Origin of the sequence: Pseudomonas sp. CC6-YY-74 (assembly GCF_002025205.1) — a bacterium.
GTDB classification, from domain to species: Bacteria; Pseudomonadota; Gammaproteobacteria; order Pseudomonadales; family Pseudomonadaceae; genus Aquipseudomonas; species Aquipseudomonas paeninsulae.
The window spans coordinates 4,167,063-4,190,314 of the sequence record NZ_CP019947.1; the positions used below are offsets into that span (position 1 = coordinate 4,167,063).

Consider the following 23,252-nt stretch of genomic DNA (forward strand, 5'->3'; position numbering starts at 1 on the left):
CCTTGTGGGATCAGGGGGGTGGCGGCGGCGGGTGGCCGGCCTATTTTCTGGGCTGTTATTGTCGAGAGCTTTTTATTTCCGGGAGAAATGCACCACCAGCTTGTCGCCGGCGGTTTGCAGAATCTGTACCAGCACCAGCAGCAGGATCACCGTCACCACCATCACGTCTGGCTGGTAGCGCTGATAGCCATAGCGCACCGCCAGATCGCCCAAGCCGCCGCCGCCGATCAGGCCGGACATGGCGGTGTAGGACACCAGGGTGATGGCGGTCACTGTCACGGCGGCAAAGATCCCCGGCAACGCCTCGGGCAGCAAGGCATTGATCACGATCTGCCGGGTAGTCGCACCCATCGCCTGGGTCGCCTCGATGATGCCGCGATCCACCTCGCGCAACGCGGTTTCCACCAGGCGGGCGAAGAACGGCGTGGCGCCCACTACCAGCGGTGGAATGGCCCCGGCCACGCCCAGCGAGGTGCCGGTAACCAGCACGGTGAAGGGAATCATCACGATCAGCAGGATGACGAAGGGCACCGAACGCAGAATATTCACCAGCAGCGACAGAAAGCCGTAGAAGGTTTTCTGTTCGAACATCTGCCGTGGACTGGTGAGGAACAGCAGCACGCCCAGCGGCAGGCCGAGGACTATGGTGAACAGCAGCGAACCGCCGAGCATGCTCAGGGTGTCCAGGCTGGCCTGCCAGATTTCCAGCCAGTCGACATTCGGCAATAAGTTGGCCAATAGCTTTTCCATCAGCGCAGCACCTCCATGTGTACGTCGGCGGCTTTGAAGCGCGCCAGCGCGGCATCCAGATCGCCACCGGTCAGGGCCAGGGTCAATTGGCCGTAGGGTGTGTCCTTGATGCGGTCGATGCGTCCGGCGAGGATGCTGTAATCCACCCCGGTTTCGCGCGCCACGGTACCGAGCAGCGGCGCATAGGTCGCCTGGCCCTGGAAGGTCAGGCGCAGGATGCACCCCTGCACATGGGCGAAATCGTCGTGCAGTTCGTCCTCATCGACCTGTTCGGCTTCCTGGACGAAACGCTTGGTGGTCGCGTGTTGCGGATGCAGAAACACATCGGCCACCGGGCCCGACTCGACGATCACGCCGGCGTCCATCACCGCCACGCGGTCGCAGACTCGGCGGATCACGTCCATCTCGTGGGTGATCAGCACGATGGTCAGGTTCAGTTCGCGGTTGATCTGCGCTAGCAGTTGCAATACCGAGGCGGTGGTCTGCGGGTCGAGGGCGCTGGTGGCCTCGTCACACAGCAGGATTTTCGGCTCGGTGGCGAGCGCGCGGGCGATGCCGACCCGCTGCTTCTGTCCGCCGGACAGTTGCGCCGGGTATTTGTTGGCATGCTCGCTGAGACCGACCCGCGCCAGCAGTTCGGCCACGCGCGCCGCCATGGCGCTGCCTGAGAGTGTCCCGGCCAGCTTCAGCGGCAGGGCGACGTTGGCGGCGACGGTCTTCGACGAGAGCAGGTTGAAGTGCTGGAAGATCATCCCGACCCGCTGGCGGAAGCGCCGCAGGCCAGCCGCGTCCAGCGCGGTGACATCTTCCCCGTCAATCTGGATGCGTCCACCGGACGGCTCTTCCAGGCGGTTGATCAGGCGCAGCAGGGTGCTCTTGCCGGCACCGGAATGGCCGATGATGCCGAACACTTCGCCACGGGCGATCTGCAGGTCGCTCGGCTGCAAGGCGGGGATATCGTGGCCACTGACGCGATACGCCTTGTGCACCTGGTGAAAATTGATCACGCGTTAAACCTTTTGGGTTTGTCGAGCTGCCGGGTAGGCGAAAAGGCGTCTAGTCTACCCGGCGCCGTTTAGGCCGCAAAAATCTTTGTAGACCTATGGTTATAGCCAGATCGCATGAATGAACACAGCAACAGGCACCTGTGCCGTCGTTGCGGCACCCGGTCGTGCAGGGCTAGCGTTGCGGGCTAAGCCGCAGTTGCGGGGTCTGTGCGGGTGCAAGCACCTGGCTCATGGTCGGGCTGAAGCGCGGATCGAGGCGTTCTATCCGCGCATTGAGCAGCGGGGCGAGCCACAGATAGTCACTGGCCTGGCGGACCTGGATCTCCACTGTGCAGCGGTACTTGAGCACCTCCGCGGCGACCGCATCGAGCAGGCGGTACAGGCCTTGGTTGTCGCGGCTGTCCAGCATCGGCAGGGCAACCACGCTGCTGGGTGCGGCCGGATCGATCAGTTGGGTGTGCGGCTCCGGCGCCGCTTCGGGCAACTGGACCGCCCTGAGCGCCGCGGCCTGGCGTTCGGCCGCCTGGTGCAATTGGCGCGCCTGCTCGCCGCGTGCGACCTGGGCCTGGGCGGCAGCCTGTTCGGCGGCGTTGCTGGCCAGATCCGCCGCGTCCAGCTCGGTTTGCCGAACCTGGGCAATGGCGCCACCCAGCCCGGTAGTCAGCGCGGGAGCCTGCGGCATCAACTGACGCGCCTGGCTGAGGGCCTTGGCGGCACGGTCCAGATCGCCGGTCTGCAGGGCAGTTTGCCCTTGGCGCAGATAGGCCTCGGCCAGCTGGCGCTGATACAGCTCCAGGCGGGCATCGCCGCTGGCGCGCCCGTGCAGGGATTTGAGCTGGCTTTTGGCCTCGCTCAACTGGCCGCTGGCCAGGTTCTGCTCGAGCAGGCGAAAATCACCGAGCAGCTCGTCGGTGGCCTGGCCCGGCCCTTTAGACGTGCTCTGACACGCGGCCAGCAGCAGCGAAATGGCGAGGATGGAAAGACAACGTGAGGCGAACGAGATCATTTCTGCGAGTCTCATGTTGGGCAAAAAACGTGCAATTCTACACCGCCGAGTCGAGCGCAACCAAACCCTGCTGCGATTGCCCGGTAGTTCCTATGTTCATGCACAAGGCTTGCTACAGCGTAGCCTGAGCCTCAGGCCGTGCGCCGTGGCAAGGCGAAACTGAGCAGGAACAGGCTGGCCGCCGCTACCACGATCGAGGGTCCGGCCGGGGTGTCCTGGAACCACGACAGGCTGAGGCCGCCGCAAACGGCGACTATGCCCAGCAAACTGGCGCCCAGGGCCATTTGTTCCGGGGTGCGCGCGTGGCGCTGGGCCGCCGCCGCGGGAATGATCAGCAAGGAGGTGATCAGCAGCACGCCGACGATCTTCATCGCCACGGCGATCACCACGGCGATCAGCAGCATCAGGCTCAGGCGGATCGCCGCCACCGGCAGGCCTTCGACCCGGGCCAGCTCCTCGTGCACGGTAATCGCCAACAGGGGCCGCCAGAGCAGGCACAGCAGCAGCAACACCAGGGCGCTGCCGCCAAGAATCCAGGCCAGGTCGCTGGGGCCGACGGCGAGCAGGTCGCCGAACAGGTAGCCCATCAGGTCGATGCGCACATCCCTCATGAAGCTCAGCACCACCAAGCCGAGCGACAGGGTGCTGTGGGCGAGAATCCCGAGCAGGGTGTCTGAGGCCAGCGGTTGGCGGGTCTGCAAGGTCACCAGCAGCACGGCCAGCAGCACGCAGCCGACCGTCACCGCCAGGGTTGGGCTGACGTCGAGCATCAGGCCGAGGGCGACGCCGAGCAGCGCGGCATGCGACAGGGTATCGCCGAAATAGGCCATGCGCCGCCAGACCACGAAGGAGCCGAGGGGGCCGGCGACTATGGCCAGGGCCAGGCCGGCGAGCAGGGCGTTGAGGAGAAAATCAGCCATGCTTGCAGCCATCTCCGTGCACGTGTGGTTGGACCGGACCCTTGATGTTCAGGCCGGCGCTTGGTTCGTTGACCACGGCGCCGTGCAGGTCGTGCTCATGGTCGTGGCGGTGGTGATAGATCGCCAGGTTCTTGGCATCCTGGCCGAACAGTTCGACGAAGGCCGGGTCACCGCTGACCTGCTCCGGATGGCCGGAACAGCAGACATGTCGATTCAGGCAGACCACCTGATCGGTGGTGCTCATCACCAGGTGCAGGTCGTGCGAGACCATCAGCACGCCGCAACCATGGCGGTCGCGCAACTGGGTGATCAGGCGATACAGCTCGGCCTGGCCGCTGACGTCGACGCCCTGCACCGGCTCGTCGAGCACCAGCAACTCCGGCTCGCGCAGCAGCGCGCGGGCCAGCAGCACGCGCTGCAACTCGCCGCCGGAAATGCTCTGCAAGGGGCTGTCGATCACCTGGTTGGCGCCGACTTCGGCCAGTGCCGCCTGGGCGCTGGCGCGATCGACGCCGGGCACCAAGCGCAGAAAGCGCAGCACGCTGAGCGGCAGGGTGGCATCGACATGCAGTTTCTGCGGCATATAGCCGATGCGCAGTTTCGGCTTGCGCCAGACGCTGCCGCTATCGGGCTTGAGCAGGCCGAGCACGGCGCGCACCAGGGTGGTCTTGCCGGCGCCGTTGGGGCCGATCAGGGTGACGATCTGGCCGGGGTTGACGCTCAGTTGCACATCCTGCAGCACGCTCTGGCCGCGGAAGCTGACGCTAATCCCGGCGAGGCGAATCAGCGCATCGCTCATGCGGCCTCCTGGCAGCCGGCACACAGGCCGAGCACTTCGACGGTCTGCCCTTCGACCACGAAACCGACACTCTGCGCCCCGCCGATGATCGCTGCGCTGATCGGCGCGTGCTCCAGTTCGATGGCCGCATGGCAACTGCGGCAGATGAGGAACTGGCCCTGATGGGTATGCGTCGGGTGACTGCAGCCGACGAAGGCGTTGAGCGAGGCGATGCGGTGCACCAGGCCGTTTTCCAGGAGAAAATCCAGCGCCCGATAGACGGTCGGCGGCGCGGCGCGGCGGCCATCCAGTTCGCTCAACACGGCGAGAATGTCGTAGGCGCCGAGCGGCTTGTGGCTCTGCCAGACCAGCTCCAGCACGCGCTTGCGCAGGGCGGTCAGGCGCAGCCCCTGATGCGTGCAGATGCTTTCGGCCTCGGCCAGGGCATGGCTGACGCAGTGGGAATGGTCGTGGGGGCGTGAGGCGAGCGGTGGCTGAGTCATGGGCAGGGACGGCAGAGACTGGAGACGTTATTATATTACCCTTTCCATCCCGCCAGAGTGTCCGCCGTGTTGCGTCTTTTTTCTGCTGTCAGCCTGCTCTGCGCCGTTTTCCTCACCAGCTCTGCTGCTCTAGCCGAGGCGCGCGTGCTGACCAGCATCAAGCCCTTGCAGCTGATCGCCGCGGCCGTGCAGGACGGTGTCGGCAGCCCTGAAGTGCTGCTGCCGCCCGGCGCCTCGCCGCATCACTACGCACTGCGCCCCTCCGATGTGCGGCGAGTGCGCGACGTGGCGCTGCTCTATTGGGTCGGTCCCAACCTGGAAAGCTTCCTGCCGCGGGTGCTAGAGGGGCGCAGCAAGCTTAGCGTCGCCGTGCAGGATCTGCCCGGCATGCACCTGCGCCACTTCGCTGACAAGCATGCCGAGCACGATGACCACGAACAGGCCCATGACGAGTACGCCGAGGATGAGCAGGCGGTCGCCGACCAGCACGATCAGGATCACCGCCCCGGTACCGTGGATGCGCACCTCTGGTTGTTGCCGGCCAATGCGCGGGTGATCGCCACGCGCATGGCCGCCGACCTGAGCGCCGCCGACCCGGCCAACGCCGCGCGTTACCAGGCCAACCTGGGCGCCTTCGGCAAACGTCTGGAGGCCCTCGACCAGCGTCTGCAACAGCGTTTGCACGGGGTGGCCGCCAAGCCCTATTTCGTCTTCCACGAAGCCTACGACTACTTCGAGGCCGCTTACGGCCTCCAGCACGCCGGGGTGTTCAGCGTGCTCGGGGAAGTGCAGCCGGGTGCCCGCCATGTCGCGGCCATGCGCACCCGCCTGGAGCAGGCTGGGCCGAGCTGCGTATTCTACGAGCCGCCGCGGCGCCCGCGCCTGGCCGAAACCCTGATCGCCGGCCTGCCGGCGACTCTGGCCGAACTGGATACCATGGGCGCTGCGCTGGCAGTGGATGGCCACGGCTATGAAACCCTGTTGGAGAATCTGGCGGGCGAGTTGGCGGGGTGCCTGGAAGGGCTGTAACAACCACGACGGCCATGCCCCAGCTCTGCCTCTTATCGCCCCTCAGCCCGCCTGCAAACGCAGCAGCGTATGGCCAAGGCCGATATCGTCGATGTCTTCGACCAGCACAAAACCGGCTTCGCGCACGATGGCGATAAAGTCGTCGCTGCGGTAGAAGCGGCTGTTGCCGTTGGCCAGGCAGGTGAAATACAGCGAGGTGGCATTCAGGCTGTAGGTGGCCGCCTCGAATTGCTGGCGGTCGCAGAACATTTCCAGGATGTAGACCTTGGCGTCGGCGCGCATGGCAGCGCGCACACGGCGCAGGATGGCGAGGATTTCCATGGGCGCGAAGCAATCGAGGAACTGGCTCATCCACCAGATATCGGCATCCTGCGGCAGGCTCTGCCCGGGGTCGAGGATGTTCATCGGATGGCCCTGCACGCGCCCGGCAAAACCGGCGACGTGGATGTTACTCAGGGCCATGTCCAGCTGTCCCGGCAAGTCGACCAGGGTGACCTGCACCTCGGGGTCATGCTTGCAGCACTGCAAGGCCCACTTGCCGGTGTTGCCACCGATGTCCACCAGGCGTTGCGGGCGCTCGGCCAGCACCCGCTGCAGCAGTTCGGGGAAGGCTCTGTCGCTGTAGTAGTGATCGAAGCTCAGCCAGCTTTGTCGGGCCTTTTCCGGGATGCGCGAGAGGCCCTGGTACAGCGTCGGCCAGTCGCCGAATTCTTTCAGCCCCGCCGGCCGGCCCGTGCGAATGGCCTCGGTCAGATGGCTCATGGCGCGGTAACAGACGTCGGCGGTGAAATCCATATTGGTGCGGGTCATGCCGTCGTGCAGGAGGAAGTGGCCCAGCCGCGCCAGCCGATAACAGGGCCCGTCCTCGGTGACGATGCCTGCACTGAGGGCCATGTCCAACAGCACCTTGACCCCGTATTCGCTGACGCCGCTACGCTCGGCGATCACGCCCGAAGGCAACCCGCTATCGCCAGCCTGGTCGAGCACCTCGAGAATGCCCAGATCACGCAAGCTCAGTGCGGTTTGAAAAGCGATTGGCGCAAACGCCAGGCGCTGTGCTTCTTCCTTGGCCTGCAGGGCGGAAAGAGGGTCGTGCTGGTACCACTTCGTCATGGTCACTCCGGTTGTTGGGCGAGGAACACAGAGAACCACCAGGGTCCGGTCATTCTGACAGCGTGAATAGGCGGGTTCTTCAAGGTAGTTCGCTGCAATAGGGCTTTTTATCAGCACATTCTCGCCAGAGCCTGGCCGATCATGCCTGCGTGCGCATTGATTGCTGACAGTTTCAGTCCAACTCACCAACCCGGCCCGCGCTTGGGCTGCACGCCTGTTTAAACGCGCGGCACTGCCCTATAGTCCGGCGTTATCGACGCCACCGCTGGCTCACCAGGGAAGGCCTGCATGCTGACCATTGAACGCATCTACCCCAAGCAACTCGACCCGAACAATGTCGACGATCAGAACACCCTGCGCATTCATCTGCAGCGCTATCGTTTTGCCGCTGCCTGCCTGAGCGGCGAGCGCATCCTCGACATGGCCTGTGGGTGCGGCTACGGCACCGCCTTGCTGGCCGAGCTGCACCCGGACAAGATTCTAGTGGGGGTGGACATCGATCCGGCGGCCATTGCCTATGCCGAGGAGCACTACCGCCTGCCCAACCTCAGCTACCGCTGCGCCGATGCCCAGAGCTTCAGCGCCGAGCAGCGCTTCGACAGCATCGTCAGCCTGGAAACCATCGAGCACCTGCCAAACCCGCGGCAACTGGTCGCCAACTATGCCGCGCTGTTGGCCGAGCATGGCCAGGTGATCGCCTCGGTGCCGATCACCCCGACCCTGGACGGCAACCCGCACCATCTGCATGACTTCAGCAAAGCCTCGTTTTTCACCCTGTTCCGCGCCCATGGCCTACGCCCGGATCAGCAGTTCGAGCAGATCCAGTGGTGGCAATTCAAGGGCTTGTTTGTCAAACGGCCAATCAAGCAGCACCGCTCCGAAGGGGTGGGCAACGCGGTGCTGCAGTATTACCGCAAGCACCCCCTCTACCTGCTGCTGCGCCTGCGCTCGATGCTGCGCTACGGCTTCAGCAATCGCTACCTGACCTGCAATTTCAAGGCGCCCTAAACGGCGCTGAAGTTGTGGGTGCGAGTGGCCGGCGGTTAAGGGCGGCCAGCCCGGTGTGCGCAGAGAATCCCTACCCAGGGGCGCAACCAATGTGGCTGCGCCGGCTTGGCGCGAATGGCTTTCTCGGGGTGTGAAGCTGCCGGTGGCTCAGGCCGAAAATGGCCAAAAGAGTAGGCGCGAATGTGTCTACGAAAGCCGTAGCGATTCACCGCGCCCCCGCCCATTGATGAGTTCAAGTCCGACAGGCTGCCAGGGGAAGTGCAACCGGGCGCACGCCAGGTCGCGGCCATGCGCACCCGCCTGGAGCAGGCCGGCCCGAGCCGCGTATTCAGCGAGCCCGCGCCTGGCCGAAACCCTGAGCGGCGAACTGTCGGCGACTCTGGCTGAACTGGATACCCTGGGCGCCACCCTGGCAGTGGCTGGCGCTGGCTATGCGGCCTTGCTGGATAACCGCGGCGCGCCACTGGCTGGTCGCCTGAAATCGCGCTAACTCGTAGTGCACTAATTGACGCAGGTTAAGGTGTAGGGCGTAAGTTTGTTTATCCTGTAGTGCTTTGATTTCTTAGTATCGACACGAGGATACGCAGGGCATGGCGAAGACGAGCGGATCCATCGCGGCAGGTATTGACAACATTTCTGGTATCGCTTTGCAGGCGGCCTCCGAGGATATCTGGGCACAGAAATACCGTCTCACCCGCAAGGACGGCACGGCGGTCGACGACAGCGTCGACGACACCTGGCAGCGTGTCGCCCGGGCGCTGGCGGATGTCGAGCCGCAAGAAGGACGCGAGCACTGGTACCAGCAATTTCTCTGGGCTCTGCGCAACGGCGCGATTCCCGCCGGGCGGATCATCTCCAACGCCGGCGCGCAGGACTACAAGCCGGCCACCTCGACCATCAACTGCACGGTCTCCGGCTCCATCACCGATTCGATGGACGACATCCTCGGCAAGGTTCACGAGGCCGGGCTGACGCTCAAGGCCGGCTGCGGCATCGGCTATGAGTTCAGCACCCTGCGTCCGCGGGGCTCCTTCGTTTCGGGTGCCGGCGCGCATACCAGCGGGCCGCTGTCGTTCATGGATATCTTCGACAAGATGTGCTTCACCGTCAGCTCCGCCGGCGGTCGGCGCGGCGCACAGATGGGCACCTTCGACATCGGCCATCCTGATGTGCGCGAATTCATCCGCGCCAAGCGCGAGGACGGCCGGCTGCGTCAGTTCAACCTCAGCCTGTTGATCACCGACGAGTTCATGCAGGCGGTGGAGGCCGACGGCGAGTGGCCGCTGATTTTCCCACTGCACCACAAGGAAAAGGCCGAGCTGGAGCTGGACGATCCGGAGCAGGTGCTCTGGCGCGAATGGCCGGTGCACGACGGCTATATCGTCCGCGAGGACGGCCTGGTCGCCTGCCGTATCTACGGCCGGGTCAAGGCGCGGCATCTGTGGGACATGATCATGGTCTCCACTTACGATTACGCCGAGCCGGGCTTTATCCTCATCGACCGGGTCAACCAGCTGAACAACAACTGGTGGTGCGAGGCGATCCGCGCCACCAACCCCTGCGGCGAGCAGCCGCTGCCGCCCTATGGCTCGTGCCTGCTGGGCTCGATCAATCTGACCTGCTTCGTGATCGATCCGTTCGGTGTCGAGGCGCGCTTCGACTGGGACAAGTACCGCCAAGTCGTGCGTATTTTCACCCGCATGCTGGACAACGTGGTGGAGGTCAACGGCCTGCCGCTGGAGCAGCAGCGGCACGAGATCGAACACAAGCGCCGGCATGGCATGGGCTTCCTCGGCCTCGGCTCGACCCTGACCCTGCTCAAGCTGCGCTACGGCAGCCCGGAATCCTGTGTGTTCACCGAAGAAGTCGCCCGCGAAATGGCGTTGGTCGGCTGGGAAGAGGCGCTCGAGCTGTCTAGGGAGAAAGGCCCGGCACCGCTGCTGGTGGAAGACTTCAAGGTCACTGCCGAGATGTTGCGCAAGCGCCCGGAAATGAAGACGGATGGCTACAAGGTTGGCGACCAGATTCCCGGTCGCGTGCTGCACGCCAAGTATTCGCGCTACATGCAGAAACTGGCGGAATTCGCCCCGCAACTGATCGAAGATCTGGCCGAGCGGGGCGCGCGCTTTACCCACCACAGTTCGATTGCGCCCACCGGCACCATCAGCCTGAGCCTGGCCAACAACGCCTCCAACGGTATCGAGCCGAGCTTCGCCCACCACTACTCGCGCAATCTGATCCGTCCCGGGCGCAAGGCCAAGGAGAAGATCGAGGTGTTCAGCTACGAGCTGCTGGCCTACCGCACCCTGATCAATCAGCGGGCCACGCCGGGTTCGATCGAGCCGGGCGAGCAGCTGCCGGACTACTTCATCACCGCCGACGACGTCAGCCCAACCCAGCATGTGGATATCCAGGCCGCGGCGCAAAAATGGGTCGATTCGTCGATCTCGAAAACCGCCAATGTGCCGACCGACTACCCCTTCGAGGCGTTCAAGGACATCTACCGTTACGCCTGGCTCCAGGGCCTCAAGGGCTGCACTACTTTCCGCTTCAACCCGGCGGCCTTCCAGGGCGTACTGGTCAAGGAAGCCGACTTGGAGAAGACCCTCTACCGCTTCGTCCTCGAGGACGGTAGCGCGGTCGAGCTCAAGGGTAACGAGGAGGTCGAATACGATGGCGAGGTGAACTCCGCCGCCAACCTGTTCGACGCACTCAAAGAAGGCTACTACGGCAAGTACTGAGCCGGGCGCCGCCACCGTTCAAGACTCGGGCCGCAGCCGCTGCCCGACAGGAGAGATTGCACCATGACCGTCAAGATCAGCCAGCGCATCACGGGTTTCAAAGTAGTCGACGAGGCCCTCGAACGCTCCGCCGCCAGCACCACCCCCGACAAGGCCAACAAGAGCAGCGTGGTGGAAATGCACGAAAGCCTGCAGCGTCCGGAGACCCTGATTGGCATCACCTACAAGATTAAGTCGCCGCTGTTCGAGCACGCGCTCTATGTCACCGTCAACGACATCGTGCTCAATGCCGGCACGCCCCACGAGCAGCGCCGGCCGTTCGAGATATTCATCAACTCGAAGAACATGGATCATTTCCAATGGATCGTCGCGCTCACCCGAATCATGTCCGCGGTGTTCCGCAAGGGCGGCGGCTGCACCTTCCTGGTCGAGGAGCTGAAGGCGGTGTTCGATCCGCGCGGCGGCTACCTGAAGAAGGGCGGGTGTACATGCCCTCCATAGTCGCCGAGATCGGTGTAGTGCTGGAGCGCCACCTGATCGCCATCGGCATGCTTGAGGGGCAGGCACTGGACGAAACCCAGCGCCAGTACCTGGCCGAGAAGCGCGCCGCCTACGAGGCCAGCCTGGGCGCCGTGACGCTGGAGCCGGGCGACGGCTTCCCGGCCGGTGCGCAGCTGTGTGGCAAGTGCAACACCCAGGCAGTGGTGCAGATGGACGGCTGCGCGACCTGCCTCAACTGCGGCCACTCCAAATGCGGGTAGTCGCCGGGTAACGCCGCTGCTCACACCAGCGCGCCGCCGTTACAGGGCGAACGGCAGCGCCACCTCGACTCGTTGGCGCTGCAGCAGGCGGTGCTGGAACTCGCCCGGATCATGGATCAGCACTTCCTGACCGGCGAAGGAATCGGCGGCGATCAGCCGCGACAGCCAGAAGCGCACGCAGGCGATGCGCAGCATGGCCGGCCACAGCTCGGCCTCGGCCGGGTGAAGGGACGCAGGGCGGCATAGGCGCCGAGCAGGGCCTGGGCGCGGTGTGCATCGAGACGGCCATCGGCGTCCGAGCACCAGTCATTCAGGGCGATTGCCAGGTCGTAGAGCATCGGCCCGGCGCAGGCGTTATAGAAGTCGATCACCCCAGCCAGGTGATTACCGTCGAACAACACGTTGTCGCGGAACAGGTCGGCGTGCAGGTTGGCCCGCGGCAAGGCGAGGATGCGTGGCTTGAGCGCATGAATCTCCGCCAGGGCATCGCGCAGCAACGGCAATTGCGTCTCCGGCAGTCTCAGCGCCAGGCTTGGCCCCTCTTCGAGCATCCAGTCCAGGCCACGATCACTCTTGCGTTCCAGCACATGGGCGCGGGTGGCCAGGTGGATATGCGCGAGCAGGCCGCCGACTTCCTGGCAGTGGTGCGGGTTGGCCAGGCTGACGTGCTTGCCCGGCAGGCGCGGTTGCAACAGCGCCGGTTTCTCCGCCAGGCTGCGCAGCGCTTCGCCGCTCTCGGTGCGCAGGGCATAGGGCACCGGCAGGCCGGCCGCATGCAGCACATCGAGCAGTTCGATAAAGAACGGCAGGTCGGCGCTGGGGCCGCGTTCGATCAGGGTCAGGACGAATTCGCCCTGCTCCAGGCTGACGAAGAAGTTGCTGTTCTCGCTGCCCGCGACGATGCCCTGGAAGTCGCGCAGGCGACCCAGGCCATAAGGCGCGAGAAAGACTTCCAGTTCGTGACGCTCTAAGGGGGTGAATACCGACATATCAGAACCGCCGACTTACCATTTGAAGATTTCCCAGGACGGAATCAGCATGTCCGGAGAATCCGAACGGACGAAGTTGCCGTCACTGCCGTCGGCGCGCACCAGAAAGTAGGGCTTGCCGGTCTTGGGGGTGATTTTGATTGCATAGAGGAAACCATTGACCCGGTATTCCTTAACGGTGCGATCGCCTTCCTGGCGGATGGTTACATCCGGCTCGGCCGAGGCGCATCATCGGCAAATGCCGCGAGCGAAGTGACTGCCAACAGGCTGGCCAGCAACAAGCGATTGAGTGTGCGCATGGTAACCTTGTCCCTTTGTTTTCAATGGTGCGGTCATTCTAACGCCGCCCCCGCCGAAAAGGTTGATCCTGCTCATGAGCCAAGCTCCTCTCGTCCTGGTCGACGGTTCTTCGTACCTGTACCGCGCCTTCCATGCCCTGCCGCCGCTGACCACCTCCAAGGGCTTGCCCACCGGTGCGGTGAAGGGCGTGTTGAACATGCTCAAGAGCCTGCGCAAGCAGTACCCTGACAGCCCCTTCGCCGTGGTTTTCGATGCCAAGGGCGGAACCTTCCGCGATGCGCTGTACGCCGAGTACAAGGCCAACCGGCCGTCGATGCCCGATGATCTGCGCGTGCAGGTCGAGCCGTTGCACGCCAGCGTCAGGGCGCAGGGCTTCCCGCTGCTGTGTGTCGATAACGTCGAAGCCGATGACGTGATCGGTACGCTGGCCCGCCAGTGCGCCGGCGAAGGCCGTGACGTGGTGATTTCCACCGGCGACAAGGACATGGCCCAGCTGGTCTGCCCGCACGTTACGCTGGTCAACACCATGACCGGTAGCATCTATGATATCGACGGCGTGAAAGCGAAATTCGGTGTCGGTCCTGAACTGATCATCGACTACCTGGCGCTGATGGGCGACAAGGTCGACAACATTCCCGGGGTGCCGGGGGTCGGCGAGAAAACCGCGCAAGGTCTGCTGGTCGGTATTGGTGGCGGTCTCGACGTGATCTACGCCAACCTCGACCAGGTGGCCGGGCTGCCGATTCGCGGGGCCAAGACCCTGGCGGCCAAGCTCAGCGAGCACCGCGACATGGCGTATCTGTCCTACGAGCTGGCGACCATCAAGCTGGACGTACCCTTGAACCTGGCAATCGACGCGCTGCATCCTGGCCCCGCCGATGTGCCCGCGTTGCTCGAGCTGTACGACGAGCTGGAATTCAACAGCTGGCGCGATGAGTTGTTGCGCCAGAACAAGGGCCTGGTTGCCAAAAGCGCCAAGGTCGCCAGCGTCGCGCCAGCTGCCGATGAGCTGTTTGACCTGGTCGCCAGCGCTGCGCCGCAAGCCGAGCCGGCCGTGGTGATCCCCGCCTCGACGGGCTACCAGACGATTCTCGACCAGGCGCAGTTCGATCGCTGGCTGGAGAAGCTCAAAGACGCCGAATTGATCGCCTTCGACAGCGAAACCACTGGCCTCGATGCACAGAAGGCGCAGCTGGTGGGCTTGTCGTTTGCGGTCACGGCTGGCGAGGCCGCTTATATTCCGCTGGCCCACTCCTATATGGGCGTGCCGGCGCAGCTTGATCGGGATCAGGTGCTGGCCGCGCTCAAGCCGATTCTCGAAGACCCGCACAAGGCCAAGGTCGGCCAGCACGCCAAGTACGACATCAATATCCTCGCCAATGCCTCGACGCCAATCGACGTGCAGGGCGTGGCCTTCGACACCATGCTCGAGTCCTATGTGCTCGACTCCACGGCCACCCGCCATGACATGGACAGCCTGGCGCAGAAGTACCTCGACCACAGCACCATCCGTTTCGAGGACATCGCCGGCAAGGGCGCCAAGCAGCTGACCTTCGATCAGATCGCCCTGGAACTGGCCGGGCCTTATGCGGCGGAAGATGCCGATGTGACCCTGCGCCTGCACCAGACCTTGTGGGCCAAGCTCGAAGCCGAACCGAGCCTGGCCAAGGTCTTGCGCGAGATCGAGATGCCGCTGGTGCCGGTGCTGGCGCGAATCGAGCGCCAGGGCGCGCTGGTCGACGCCAAGCTGCTCGGCGAGCACAGCGTCGAGCTGGGCGACAAGCTGGTGGCGCTGGAGCGTCAGGCCTTCGACATCGCCGGCGAGGAATTCAACCTGTCATCGCCCAAGCAGCTCGGGGTGATTCTCTACGAGAAACTCGGCCTGCCGATCATCAGCAAAACCGCCAAGGGCCAGGCTTCCACGGCCGAGGCGGTGCTCGCCGAACTGGCCGAGCAGGACTACGAACTGCCCAAGGTGCTGATGCAGTACCGCAGCCTGAGTAAGCTCAAGAGCACCTACACCGACCGCCTGCCGGAGCAGATCAACCCACGCACCGGGCGCATCCACACCAGCTACCACCAGGCGGTGGCGGCCACCGGGCGACTGTCATCCACCGACCCCAACCTGCAGAACATTCCGATCCGCAGCGCCGAGGGCCGGCGTATTCGCCAGGCCTTCATCGCGCCCAAGGGCTACAAGCTGCTGGCGGCGGACTACTCGCAGATCGAGCTGCGCATCATGGCCCACCTGGCCAAGGACGAGAGCTTGCTGGACGCCTTCCGCCATGGCCGCGACGTGCACAAGGCCACGGCGGCCGAAGTGTTCGGCGTTCCCCTGGACGAGGTGACCACGGACCAGCGGCGTAGCGCCAAGGCGATCAACTTCGGCCTGATCTATGGCATGAGCGCCTTCGGCCTGGCCAAGCAGATCGGTTGCGACCGTAAGCAGGCCCAGGCCTATATCGACGTCTACTTCGCCCGTTACCCCGGCGTGCTCGCCTATATGGAGCGCACCCGCGCACAGGCCGCCGAGCAGGGCTATGTCGAGACCCTGTTCGGCCGTCGTCTGTACCTGCCGGAAATCAATGCGAAGAACCAGGGCCTGCGCAAGGGCGCCGAACGCACCGCGATCAACGCGCCGATGCAGGGCACTGCCGCGGATATCATCAAGCGCGCGATGATCGCGGTGGACAACTGGCTGAGCGACTCAGGGCTGGATGCCAAGGTGATCCTCCAGGTGCACGACGAACTGGTGCTGGAGGTGCGCGAAGACCTGATCGAGCAGGTGCGCGAGCAGATCAAGCAACTGATGAGCGGCGCCGCCGAACTGGATGTGCCGCTGCTGGTGGAAGTGGGCGTGGGCGATAACTGGGACGAGGCGCACTGATACGGGTGCTGGGCGGCGCGAACCCGGCAGCGGATGGGGGCGGCCACTGCCTGGGTTGCCGACTTTTCAAACCGGAAAGCATCAAGTGCAGATGCTTTATGCCCAATAGATTCTAAGACGCCACTGAACTTTGCGTTTGCACCAGGAGTCAGAACTTACGAATGGCCCAGAAAGCCTTTCAATGCTCCTTGTTGTGTTAAGTGTTGGCAGATATCTGAACCCCGCCCTAGCGGTTCAGACCTTAGACCCCGAGCTTCTCTCTCCCCATATGAGGCTCGGGGTTTTTTTTGTCCGCAGAAAAGTACTCGGCCGCTGATTCAGTCTTCAGTTTCCGGCTCGCTCAGCGCGAACTCACCCAATTGCAGCCATTCAGCCAGCACCGTCTGGGCGTCTTCGATGCCCATACGCTTGGGTGCGGAAAACAACTGGATGCTCACCCGGTCACCCCAGCGCTGGCGGATATCCTGCTGCACCTTGAGCAGCGTCGTCTTGGCCGCACCGAAAGCCAGCTTGTCGGCCTTGGTCAGAAGAATGTGCATGGGCATCTCGCTGGCTGTCGACCAATCCAGCATCAAAATGTCGAACTCGGTCAGCGGCTTGCGGATATCCATCATCAACATCAGCCCGCGCAGGCACTCGCGGCTGCCCAGATAAGCTTCCAGGTGCTTTTGCCAGTGCAGCTTCAGCGGGATGGGAACTTTGGCGTAGCCGTAACCGGGCAGGTCGACCAGGCGCCGCTCATCGTCGAGGCGGAAGAAGTTCAGCAGTTGAGTGCGCCCCGGAGTTTTCGAGGTGCGCGCCAGGCTGGCGTGGGTCAGGGTGTTCAGCGCGCTGGACTTGCCGGCGTTGGAGCGGCCGGCAAAGGCCACTTCGTAGCCCAGATCGTCCGGACATTGGTCGACTTTGGCGGCGCTGATCTGGAAGGTGGCTTGTTGGCACAGGCCGATAATGGGGTTCTTAGCTTGCATCAGGGTATCCGGTGAGGGCGGGCATAATAGAAATTGCAGGCGCGCAGCCCTTGCGACATTTGCGCACATCCTGCGGGCGCTACGCGGCGCGGCAAGCGGCGTCGTTTCCGTTTCAGTGGTGCCAGTATATAATGCCGCAAATTTTGTGTGCGCTTTGTCCCATCCGCTGGATGAGTATTGCGGGGACGAATTAGACCTTGGTGTCCATAGAGGGCGGTGCATTGCCTTCCCTGATGAGTCTGATCTGATGACTAAAATGCTGCTTGCCGCTGCTGTGTTGGTGTTTTCCTACAACAGCCAGGCTGCCCAGGATCCACAAACGGTGTTCAACCGCGCTTGCGGGGCATGCCACAATGGGCAATTGCCAATGGCACCGAAAAAAGGCGACACAGCTGCCTGGGAGCCACGTTTGGCTAAAGGCATGGAGATGCTGGTCACCAGCGTCACCAATGGTTTTAATGCGATGCCGCCGCGTGGTTTGTGCATGGACTGCAGCGCCGAGGATTACCAAGCCGTCATACAGTGGATGACCGAGTAAATCCGGCCCATAACTCTTTTTCCCTTAGCCGTAATTGGATTAGCTGATGAACAAAATACTCGTGAGTCTGCTGTTGACCCTAGGCATCACCGGTTTGGCCCAGGCCGCCGGGGATGCAGCCGCAGGTCAGGGCAAAGTTGTCGTGTGTGGCGCTTGCCACGGTGCCGATGGCAACAGTGCTGCACCGAATTTCCCCAAGCTGGCCGGTCAAGGCGAGCGCTACCTGCTCAAGCAGCTTAACGACATCAAGTCCGGCGAGCGCCAGGTCGTGGAAATGACCGGCCTGCTGAATAACCTCAGCGATGAGGATCTGGCCGATATCGCCGCCTACTATTCCAGCCAGACGATGAGCGTTGGCGCAGCTGACCCGGAACTGGTCGTCCGCGGCGAAGCGCTGTTCCGTGGCGGCAAGTTGAACGAAGGCATGCCAGCCTGCACCGGTTGCCACTCGCCCGACGGTGCGGGTCTCGACGCTGCCGGCTTCCCGCAAATCGGTGGCCAGCATGCTGCCTATGTGGCCAAGCAGTTGACCGATTTCCGTGAAGGCAATCGGACCAACGACGGCGACAACATGATCATGCGCGGCATCGCCGCCAAGCTGAGCAACAAGGATATCGCCGCGGTATCCAGCTTCATCCAGGGCCTACACTGAGTCTTGTCGCGCGGGATGTAAGAACCTGCGACGAAAAGGGTGGCCGCGGCCACCCTGTTTCGTTTGTCAGCCCGCTACAATGGCTGGAACCTGGCCCGTAGCCCAGGGTCTGACTACCGACTCGTCGCTGGGCGACGCTTACATCCAAGCAAGGAGTACCCTATGCGTAAACTGATCCTCGGCGCTGCCCTGGCCATCAGCAGCCTGTTCGCGCTGGCTGTTCAAGCGGAACCCGAAGCCGGCAAGAACTATGTCGAGCTCGCCAGCCCTGTGCAGGTATCCAAGCCCGGGCAGATCGAGGTGGTCGAGTTGTTCTGGTACGGCTGTGGGCATTGCTATCAGTTCGAGTCGACCATCAACCCGTGGGTCGAGCAGTTGCCAGACGACGTCAATTTCGTGCGCGTTCCGGCCTTGTTCGGTGGCCTGTGGAACGTGCATGGTCAGGGCTTCATCACCCTGCAAGCGCTGAAGGTGGAGCCTGCGGTGCATGCCGCCGTATTCGACGCTATTCACAAGCAAGGCAAGAAGCTGGCGACGGCAGAAGAAATGGCCGAGTACCTCGCCACCCAGGGGGTCGACAAAGACGCCTTTCTCAAGACCTACAATTCCTTCGGCGTGAAGAGCCAGATGGAAAAGGCCAAGAAACTGGGCATGGCCTACCAGATCAGCGGTGTGCCGACGATGGTCGTCAACGGCAAGTACCGTTTCGACATCGGCAGCGCAGGCGGTGCCAAGCAGGCTCTGCAAGTGGCCGATTTCCTGATCGACAAAGAGCGCGCCGCGCAGTAGGCGGCCGCCACGAGCGCCGAGCATGCTGCGTCGTTGGACGAGCAGTCGCCAAGTTGGTCTGTGTGATCCACAGATCAACTCGCAGTGCACTGCTGCCGTCGATTGGCCCTGCGGCGGGCTCCTGCGGCTGCTCAGCTTCAATATCCAGGTCGGCATCACCACCCAGCGTTACCATCACTACCTGACGCGCAGCTGGCAGCACCTGCTGCCCCACATCGGCCGTGCCGGCAATCTGCAGCGCATCGGCAATCTGCTCGAAGATTACGACCTGGTCGCCCTGCAGGAAGCCGATGGCGGCAGCCTGCGTTCCGGCTACGTCAACCAGGTCGAACACCTGGCCCGCCTCGGTGCCTTTCCCTATTGGTACCAGCAGCTCAATCGCAATCTTGGCCGCCTGGCCCAACACAGCAACGGCGTGCTCAGCCGGCTGCGGCCCAGCCTGTTGGAGGATCACCCGCTGCCTGGTCCGCCGGGCCGCGGTGCGATGCTATTGCGCATTGGCGAAGGCGAGGACGCTATTGTCGTGGTGATGATGCACCTGTCGCTCGGGGCGCGTACCCGCACCCGCCAGTTGGCCTATATCCGCGAATTGATCGGCGGCTACCGGCACCAGATCCTGATGGGCGACATGAATACCCACGCCAGCGACCTGCTGCTGAACTCGCCCTTGCGCGACCTCGGCCTGGTGGCGCCACAGATCGAAGCGACCTTTCCCAGTTGGCGGCCACAGCGCTGCCTCGACCATATCCTGCTCAGCCCTGGCCTGGCGCTGGAGCGATTTGAGGTATTGGCTCTGCCGATCTCCGATCATCTGCCCGTGGCCGTGGAAATTCGCCTGCCCCAAGCACTGGGCAGCTCGCAGCTGCCTGCACTTAACCTGTCCGCTGGCGAAAAATCGCAATGAACAACGACGTCCAGCGCTGGAAAGACAAGTACCTGGCCAGCCTCGAGCAGCAGGAAGTCCTCGAGCGGCGCTGGGATGCTCGGGTCGACCTGCTGCGGCGTGGCCTGGTGCGCAGCAGCCTGGCGGCCGAGGGCGCCGATAAAGCAGTCGATCAGTGCATGCAGGATCTGCGTGAAATCCTGCGCCGTGATGACATGGATGCGGGCCTTGCTGGGTTGATCCCGCGTCTGGAAAAAGCCGTTCTGGATTCCGAGCAGCGGCGCCAGCAACGAGTCGGGCAGGTTTCCAGCGCGCTGGTTGCCTTGGTTGACCAGCTGCTCGAACTGGATCTGCCGCGCGAAGTGCGCAGGCCGCTGAAAGACTACGCCAAGCAGCTCGATAGCCGTGCCGAGCAGGTACGCGAGTTGCCGCTGTTGCTGGCCGAGTTGAGTACCCTGCAGCAACAGGCGCTGGCAGTCCTAGGGCACGAGCAGGTCGAGCGTCCGGGCTTGCTCCAGCGGCTGTTCGCCGGCCGCGCCGCGACGGCCAGTGACCTGCCGGCCGCGGCCGAATCCGGGCCTGTGCCGGCGTCGCTGTCTGTGGTCCAGCAGATGCCGCTGCAGTCGGCGCTAATGCCATCGACAGTCGCGTCCTTGCCGACACCGGTGTCCGCCCGCCCCGTGGTCGAACCCACGCGGGTTGCCGCCAGCCAGGCCGAGCCGAGCGCTGTTCACGCGCCAGCCCCGACCCTGCTGGCGAGTAGGCTCGACAGCCTGCCACTACCTACCGGCCTGTTACCGCCGGCGGCGCCGGCGGAAGAGACTGGCCCCGGTGATATGCCCCTCGAGGCGGATCCCGAGTTCGCCCTGCCATCGCCGCCAGAACCTGGGTACAGCGCCATCGCCAGCCATGTCGAGGCAACTCTGCTCGGTCTGTTGGACGAATTGGCCTTGCCGGAGCGCCACCAGGACCAGGCCGATCTGCTGCGCGAGCGCATTCTGGCCGGCTTGAACCTATATGAACTGGTGCCGGTGCTGGACGATCTGGCCGTGCTGATGCTGGCTATTGCCGATGTCGGGCAGCGCGAGTTCGAGGGTTACCTCCAGCAGCTCAATGAGCGCCTGGCGACCTTTCAGGGCGGTTTGCAAGACGCCCACGATGGTTACGCCGATTCGGTCAATGCCGCGCGTGAGCTGGACAGCGAGCTGCGCCAGCAGGTCGACGGACTGCACAGCAGCGTGCAGCAGGCAACGGATTTGCCGAGTCTCAAGGACTTGGTGGAAAACCGCTTGGACGGTTTGCTGGGCACCATGGAGCAATACCAGCGCCAGCGTGACGAGCGCGAGCAGCTAGTAGCCGGGCGCCTGCAAACCCTGGTCGAGCGAGTGGCGAACATGGAGCAGGAAGCCAAGGGCTTTCGTCAGCACCTGGAAGAGCAGCGGCAGAAAGCCCTGCTCGATCCGCTTACCGGCCTGCCCAATCGCGCGGCCTGGAACGAGCGCCTGGATCTGGAGTTGGCACGCTGGCAGCGCTATGGCGGCGAATTGCTGATGGCGGTGATCGATATCGACCACTTCAAGCGGATCAACGACGAGTATGGCCACCTGGCCGGCGACAAGGTGCTGAAAATCATCGCCGGTGAACTGCACAAGCGCCTGCGCAAGACTGACTTCATCGCCCGCTTCGGCGGTGAGGAGTTCGCCCTGCTGATTCCGGCGAACCCCTTGGCCGGTGGTCTGCAGCTCTTGGAAACCCTGCGTGCCGGCATCGAAGCCTGCCCGTTCCACTTCAGGGGCGAGCGGGTGACCATCACCCTGTCCGCCGGGATCAGTACCTTCGTCAGCGGTGAGCGCAGCGAACAGGTATTCGAGCGCGCCGACCAGGCGCTGTACCGGGCCAAGCGCGGCGGCCGCAACTGTATCGAGGCCGGCTGAGCAAGGCCTCTGCGCGCTCAGGCGCCGCCATCGTGGCGCGCGGCTTAATCCATCAAGCGCATCGCCGCGATACTGGGCGCGTTGCACCGATGGTGGGGGCGCAACGGATCTTGCTGGATCATCGCGATCGGCCGCGTGCGCCTAAGCCGCCCTCCGAGAGGCCGTTTAACCGCAGCTTGAGTTGGGTCGCGAGATTAGTCGCAGGAGCGGCCGGATGGCCTCAGGCCGCCCTGGGCAGATAAGGTCGCCAGGTCTCGGGAATCTGTTCCAGGCGCGGGTAGTTGAGCGCGTCCAGCTGCAGTTGCGAGAGTAGAAACGGCGTGTGGCGTAAATGCGGCGGCAGATGGCGCAGTTCCGGCAGCCAGAGGCTGACATAGCTGGCGTCCGGATCGAAGTGGCGAGCCTGGCGCAGGGCGTTGAAGGTCCGCTGCTGCCGCGGGTCGCAGCTGACGCCGGCCAGGTAGGCCCAATTGCCCCAGTTGCTTGCCGGGTCGTAGTCGATCAGGTGTTCCTCGAACCAGGCGGCGCCGTATCGCCAATCCTGTTGCAAGTCGTTGATCAGGTAACTGGCGACGACTTGCCGCCCACGGTTGGACATGAAGCCGGTATCGGCCAGTTCGCGCATATTGGCGTCCACCAGCGGCATGCCGGTACGACCCTGGCACCAGCGCTCGAAGCCTCGATCGAGTCGTTGCGGGGCGTGCTCCGTGGCTTTCAAGCCGCCCGCCTTGAATAGCGCGCTGCCGTGACGAACCAGGGTCCAGCGAAAGAAATCGCGCCAGAGCAGCTGCAGCCACAAGCAATAGGTTGAGTCGTTGCCCCCGTATTGCGCCTCATGCCGGCGTAATTCGGCCACCACCCGCCGCGCCGAGAGGCTGCCGTTGGCCAGCCAGGGGGAGAGTTTCGACGAGTACTCACTGCCGATCATGCCGTTGCGGGTGTCCTTGTAGTGGCGCACCCCCTGACTGTTCCACAGGTAATCGCGCAGGCGTGCCTGCGCCGCGGTTTCTCCGCCGGAGAAGGGGAAGGCGCTGGCCGGCACGCTGAGCGGCTCGCCCAGGCCCAGCCGAGACAGGCTTGGCAGCACTTGCAGCAGCGTCTGCGCGCCGTCCGGCAAGGGCGGCAGCCGGTGTGGCGCGGGGCGGGGCTGGAACACATGCAGGCGTTCCTCGACCAGGTTCTTGAACTGGCTAAAGACTTGCGGCAGTTGTTCGGCTGGACAGGGCAGTTCCTCGGCGTGCAGCAGATTGTTGCCAGGTACTTGCTGCAGCGCGACGCCGGCAAGCGCGGCCTGCACACGGGCGAGTTGCGCGCGTTCGTCCGGGGCGATCTCTTCCAGGGTCAGCACCTGATCCAGGCCGAGCTGGCTGACCAGCCGGGGGAGCACCTGCTCTGGCGTACCCGGCAGAACCAGCAAGTGCGAACCACGCTGGCGCAGCGCGCCATCCAGCACCATCAGGCTCTCCAGGAGAAAGCGCGCACGGTGCACGCCGAGCCGGCGGGTGCCGAGGGCGCAGGTCTGCAGCTGCGCCGGATCGAAGACGAACACCGGCAGCAGGCACTCGGCACTCAGTCCGGCCTGCAAGGCCGGGTGATCGTCGAGACGCAGGTCCTGTTTGAACCACAGCAGTGCGCGCATGGAGGGTTCCTCAAGCATCGGCGAAGGTGCGCTTGCCGCCGATTAGCCTCACGAAGG

At 63.9% G+C, this 23,252-nt stretch carries 18 protein-coding genes and 4 pseudogenes; 11 read left to right on the forward strand and 11 right to left on the reverse strand.

What is annotated here, in order from left to right:
* Positions 1-72: 72 nt before the first annotated feature.
* The 6 genes from B2D37_RS18995 to B2D37_RS19020 form a co-directional block, all read right to left on the reverse strand.
* A complete protein-coding gene (locus tag B2D37_RS18995; RefSeq protein ID WP_079204159.1) occupies positions 73-750 on the reverse strand; it encodes a methionine ABC transporter permease in 678 nt (225 codons plus the stop codon).
* Entirely contained in the window at positions 750-1,757 is a 1,008-nt protein-coding gene (locus tag B2D37_RS19000) for a methionine ABC transporter ATP-binding protein (RefSeq protein WP_079204160.1), read from the reverse strand. The genes B2D37_RS18995 and B2D37_RS19000 overlap by 1 nt, the downstream gene beginning before the upstream one ends.
* Positions 1,758-1,929: 172 nt before the next feature.
* Positions 1,930-2,763, reverse strand: a complete 834-nt coding sequence (locus B2D37_RS19005) for a hypothetical protein (RefSeq protein ID WP_079204161.1) — start codon at positions 2,761-2,763, stop codon at positions 1,930-1,932.
* 131 nt (positions 2,764-2,894) lie between these two features.
* The gene (znuB, locus tag B2D37_RS19010; RefSeq protein ID WP_079204162.1) at positions 2,895-3,683 is read right to left on the reverse strand and encodes a zinc ABC transporter permease subunit ZnuB; all 789 of its coding nucleotides are present in this window, start codon (positions 3,681-3,683) and stop codon (positions 2,895-2,897) included.
* Positions 3,676-4,482, reverse strand: coding sequence for a zinc ABC transporter ATP-binding protein ZnuC (znuC, locus tag B2D37_RS19015; protein ID WP_079204163.1), 807 nt, complete (start codon positions 4,480-4,482; stop codon positions 3,676-3,678). The genes znuB and znuC overlap by 8 nt, the downstream gene beginning before the upstream one ends.
* Positions 4,479-4,964 carry a Fur family transcriptional regulator gene (locus B2D37_RS19020; protein ID WP_079204164.1) on the reverse strand — a complete coding sequence of 162 codons (486 nt, stop codon included), beginning with the start codon at positions 4,962-4,964 and terminating at the stop codon, positions 4,479-4,481. The genes znuC and B2D37_RS19020 overlap by 4 nt, the downstream gene beginning before the upstream one ends.
* 66 nt (positions 4,965-5,030) lie before the next feature.
* Between B2D37_RS19020 and znuA the strand changes: the two genes are divergently transcribed.
* Positions 5,031-5,993: a zinc ABC transporter substrate-binding protein ZnuA gene (gene znuA / locus B2D37_RS19025; RefSeq protein ID WP_079205042.1), complete on the forward strand. Its 963-nt coding sequence runs from the start codon at positions 5,031-5,033 to the stop codon at positions 5,991-5,993.
* 42 nt (positions 5,994-6,035) lie between these two features.
* On the opposite strand, the gene B2D37_RS19030 is transcribed toward znuA, so the two are convergent.
* Positions 6,036-7,106, reverse strand: a complete 1,071-nt coding sequence (locus B2D37_RS19030) for a methyltransferase (RefSeq protein WP_079204165.1) — start codon at positions 7,104-7,106, stop codon at positions 6,036-6,038.
* Positions 7,107-7,394: 288 nt separating this feature from the next.
* Between B2D37_RS19030 and B2D37_RS19035 the strand changes: the two genes are divergently transcribed.
* The 4 genes and pseudogenes from B2D37_RS19035 to B2D37_RS19045 all read left to right on the forward strand — a co-directional run bounded on the left by B2D37_RS19035 (position 7,395) and on the right by B2D37_RS19045 (position 11,616).
* The gene (locus B2D37_RS19035; RefSeq protein WP_079204166.1) at positions 7,395-8,114 is read left to right on the forward strand and encodes a bifunctional 2-polyprenyl-6-hydroxyphenol methylase/3-demethylubiquinol 3-O-methyltransferase UbiG; all 720 of its coding nucleotides are present in this window, start codon (positions 7,395-7,397) and stop codon (positions 8,112-8,114) included.
* Between the two features lie 252 nt (positions 8,115-8,366).
* Positions 8,367-8,604, forward strand: a pseudogene (locus B2D37_RS23860) (zinc ABC transporter substrate-binding protein); the annotation flags it as partial.
* 100 nt (positions 8,605-8,704) lie between these two features.
* A complete protein-coding gene (locus tag B2D37_RS19040; RefSeq protein ID WP_079204167.1) occupies positions 8,705-10,855 on the forward strand; it encodes an adenosylcobalamin-dependent ribonucleoside-diphosphate reductase in 2,151 nt (716 codons plus the stop codon).
* A gap of 63 nt (positions 10,856-10,918) precedes the next feature.
* A pseudogene (locus tag B2D37_RS19045) lies at positions 10,919-11,616 on the forward strand (NrdJb).
* Positions 11,617-11,655: 39 nt separating this feature from the next.
* Here the strand turns inward: B2D37_RS19045 and B2D37_RS19050 are convergent.
* Both B2D37_RS19050 and B2D37_RS19055 read right to left on the reverse strand, forming a co-directional pair.
* Positions 11,656-12,605 (reverse strand): annotated as a pseudogene (locus tag B2D37_RS19050) (homoserine kinase).
* Positions 12,606-12,620: 15 nt separating this feature from the next.
* A pseudogene (locus B2D37_RS19055) lies at positions 12,621-12,904 on the reverse strand (DUF2782 domain-containing protein).
* A gap of 74 nt (positions 12,905-12,978) precedes the next feature.
* On the opposite strand from B2D37_RS19055, the gene polA reads away from it, so the two are divergent.
* A complete protein-coding gene (gene polA, locus B2D37_RS19060; protein WP_079204168.1) occupies positions 12,979-15,792 on the forward strand; it encodes a DNA polymerase I in 2,814 nt (937 codons plus the stop codon).
* Between the two features lie 317 nt (positions 15,793-16,109).
* Here the strand turns inward: polA and yihA are convergent, their stop codons facing one another.
* Complete coding sequence (yihA, locus tag B2D37_RS19065) at positions 16,110-16,760, reverse strand: ribosome biogenesis GTP-binding protein YihA/YsxC (RefSeq protein WP_079204169.1); 651 nt, start codon at positions 16,758-16,760, stop codon at positions 16,110-16,112.
* Positions 16,761-17,007: 247 nt separating this feature from the next.
* On the opposite strand from yihA, the gene B2D37_RS19070 reads away from it, so the two are divergent.
* From B2D37_RS19070 to B2D37_RS19090, 5 genes are all read left to right on the forward strand, one after another.
* Positions 17,008-17,298 (forward strand): cytochrome c5 family protein, encoded by a 291-nt coding sequence (locus B2D37_RS19070; protein WP_079204171.1) that lies wholly within the window; start codon positions 17,008-17,010, stop codon positions 17,296-17,298.
* A 46-nt stretch (positions 17,299-17,344) separates the two neighbouring features.
* Positions 17,345-17,950 (forward strand): cytochrome c, encoded by a 606-nt coding sequence (locus tag B2D37_RS19075; protein WP_079204172.1) that lies wholly within the window; start codon positions 17,345-17,347, stop codon positions 17,948-17,950.
* A 162-nt stretch (positions 17,951-18,112) separates the two neighbouring features.
* Positions 18,113-18,739 carry a thiol:disulfide interchange protein DsbA/DsbL gene (locus B2D37_RS19080; protein ID WP_079204174.1) on the forward strand — a complete coding sequence of 209 codons (627 nt, stop codon included), beginning with the start codon at positions 18,113-18,115 and terminating at the stop codon, positions 18,737-18,739.
* A 22-nt stretch (positions 18,740-18,761) separates the two neighbouring features.
* A complete protein-coding gene (locus B2D37_RS19085; RefSeq protein WP_079204176.1) occupies positions 18,762-19,643 on the forward strand; it encodes an endonuclease/exonuclease/phosphatase family protein in 882 nt (293 codons plus the stop codon).
* Complete coding sequence (locus tag B2D37_RS19090) at positions 19,640-21,556, forward strand: GGDEF domain-containing protein (protein WP_079204178.1); 1,917 nt, start codon at positions 19,640-19,642, stop codon at positions 21,554-21,556. Before B2D37_RS19085 ends, B2D37_RS19090 begins: the two co-directional genes overlap by 4 nt.
* Before the next feature lie 220 nt (positions 21,557-21,776).
* Here B2D37_RS19090 and B2D37_RS19095 read toward each other — a convergent pair whose 3' ends face one another.
* The gene (locus B2D37_RS19095; protein WP_079204180.1) at positions 21,777-23,195 is read right to left on the reverse strand and encodes a DASH family cryptochrome; all 1,419 of its coding nucleotides are present in this window, start codon (positions 23,193-23,195) and stop codon (positions 21,777-21,779) included.
* Positions 23,196-23,252: the final 57 nt, after the last annotated feature.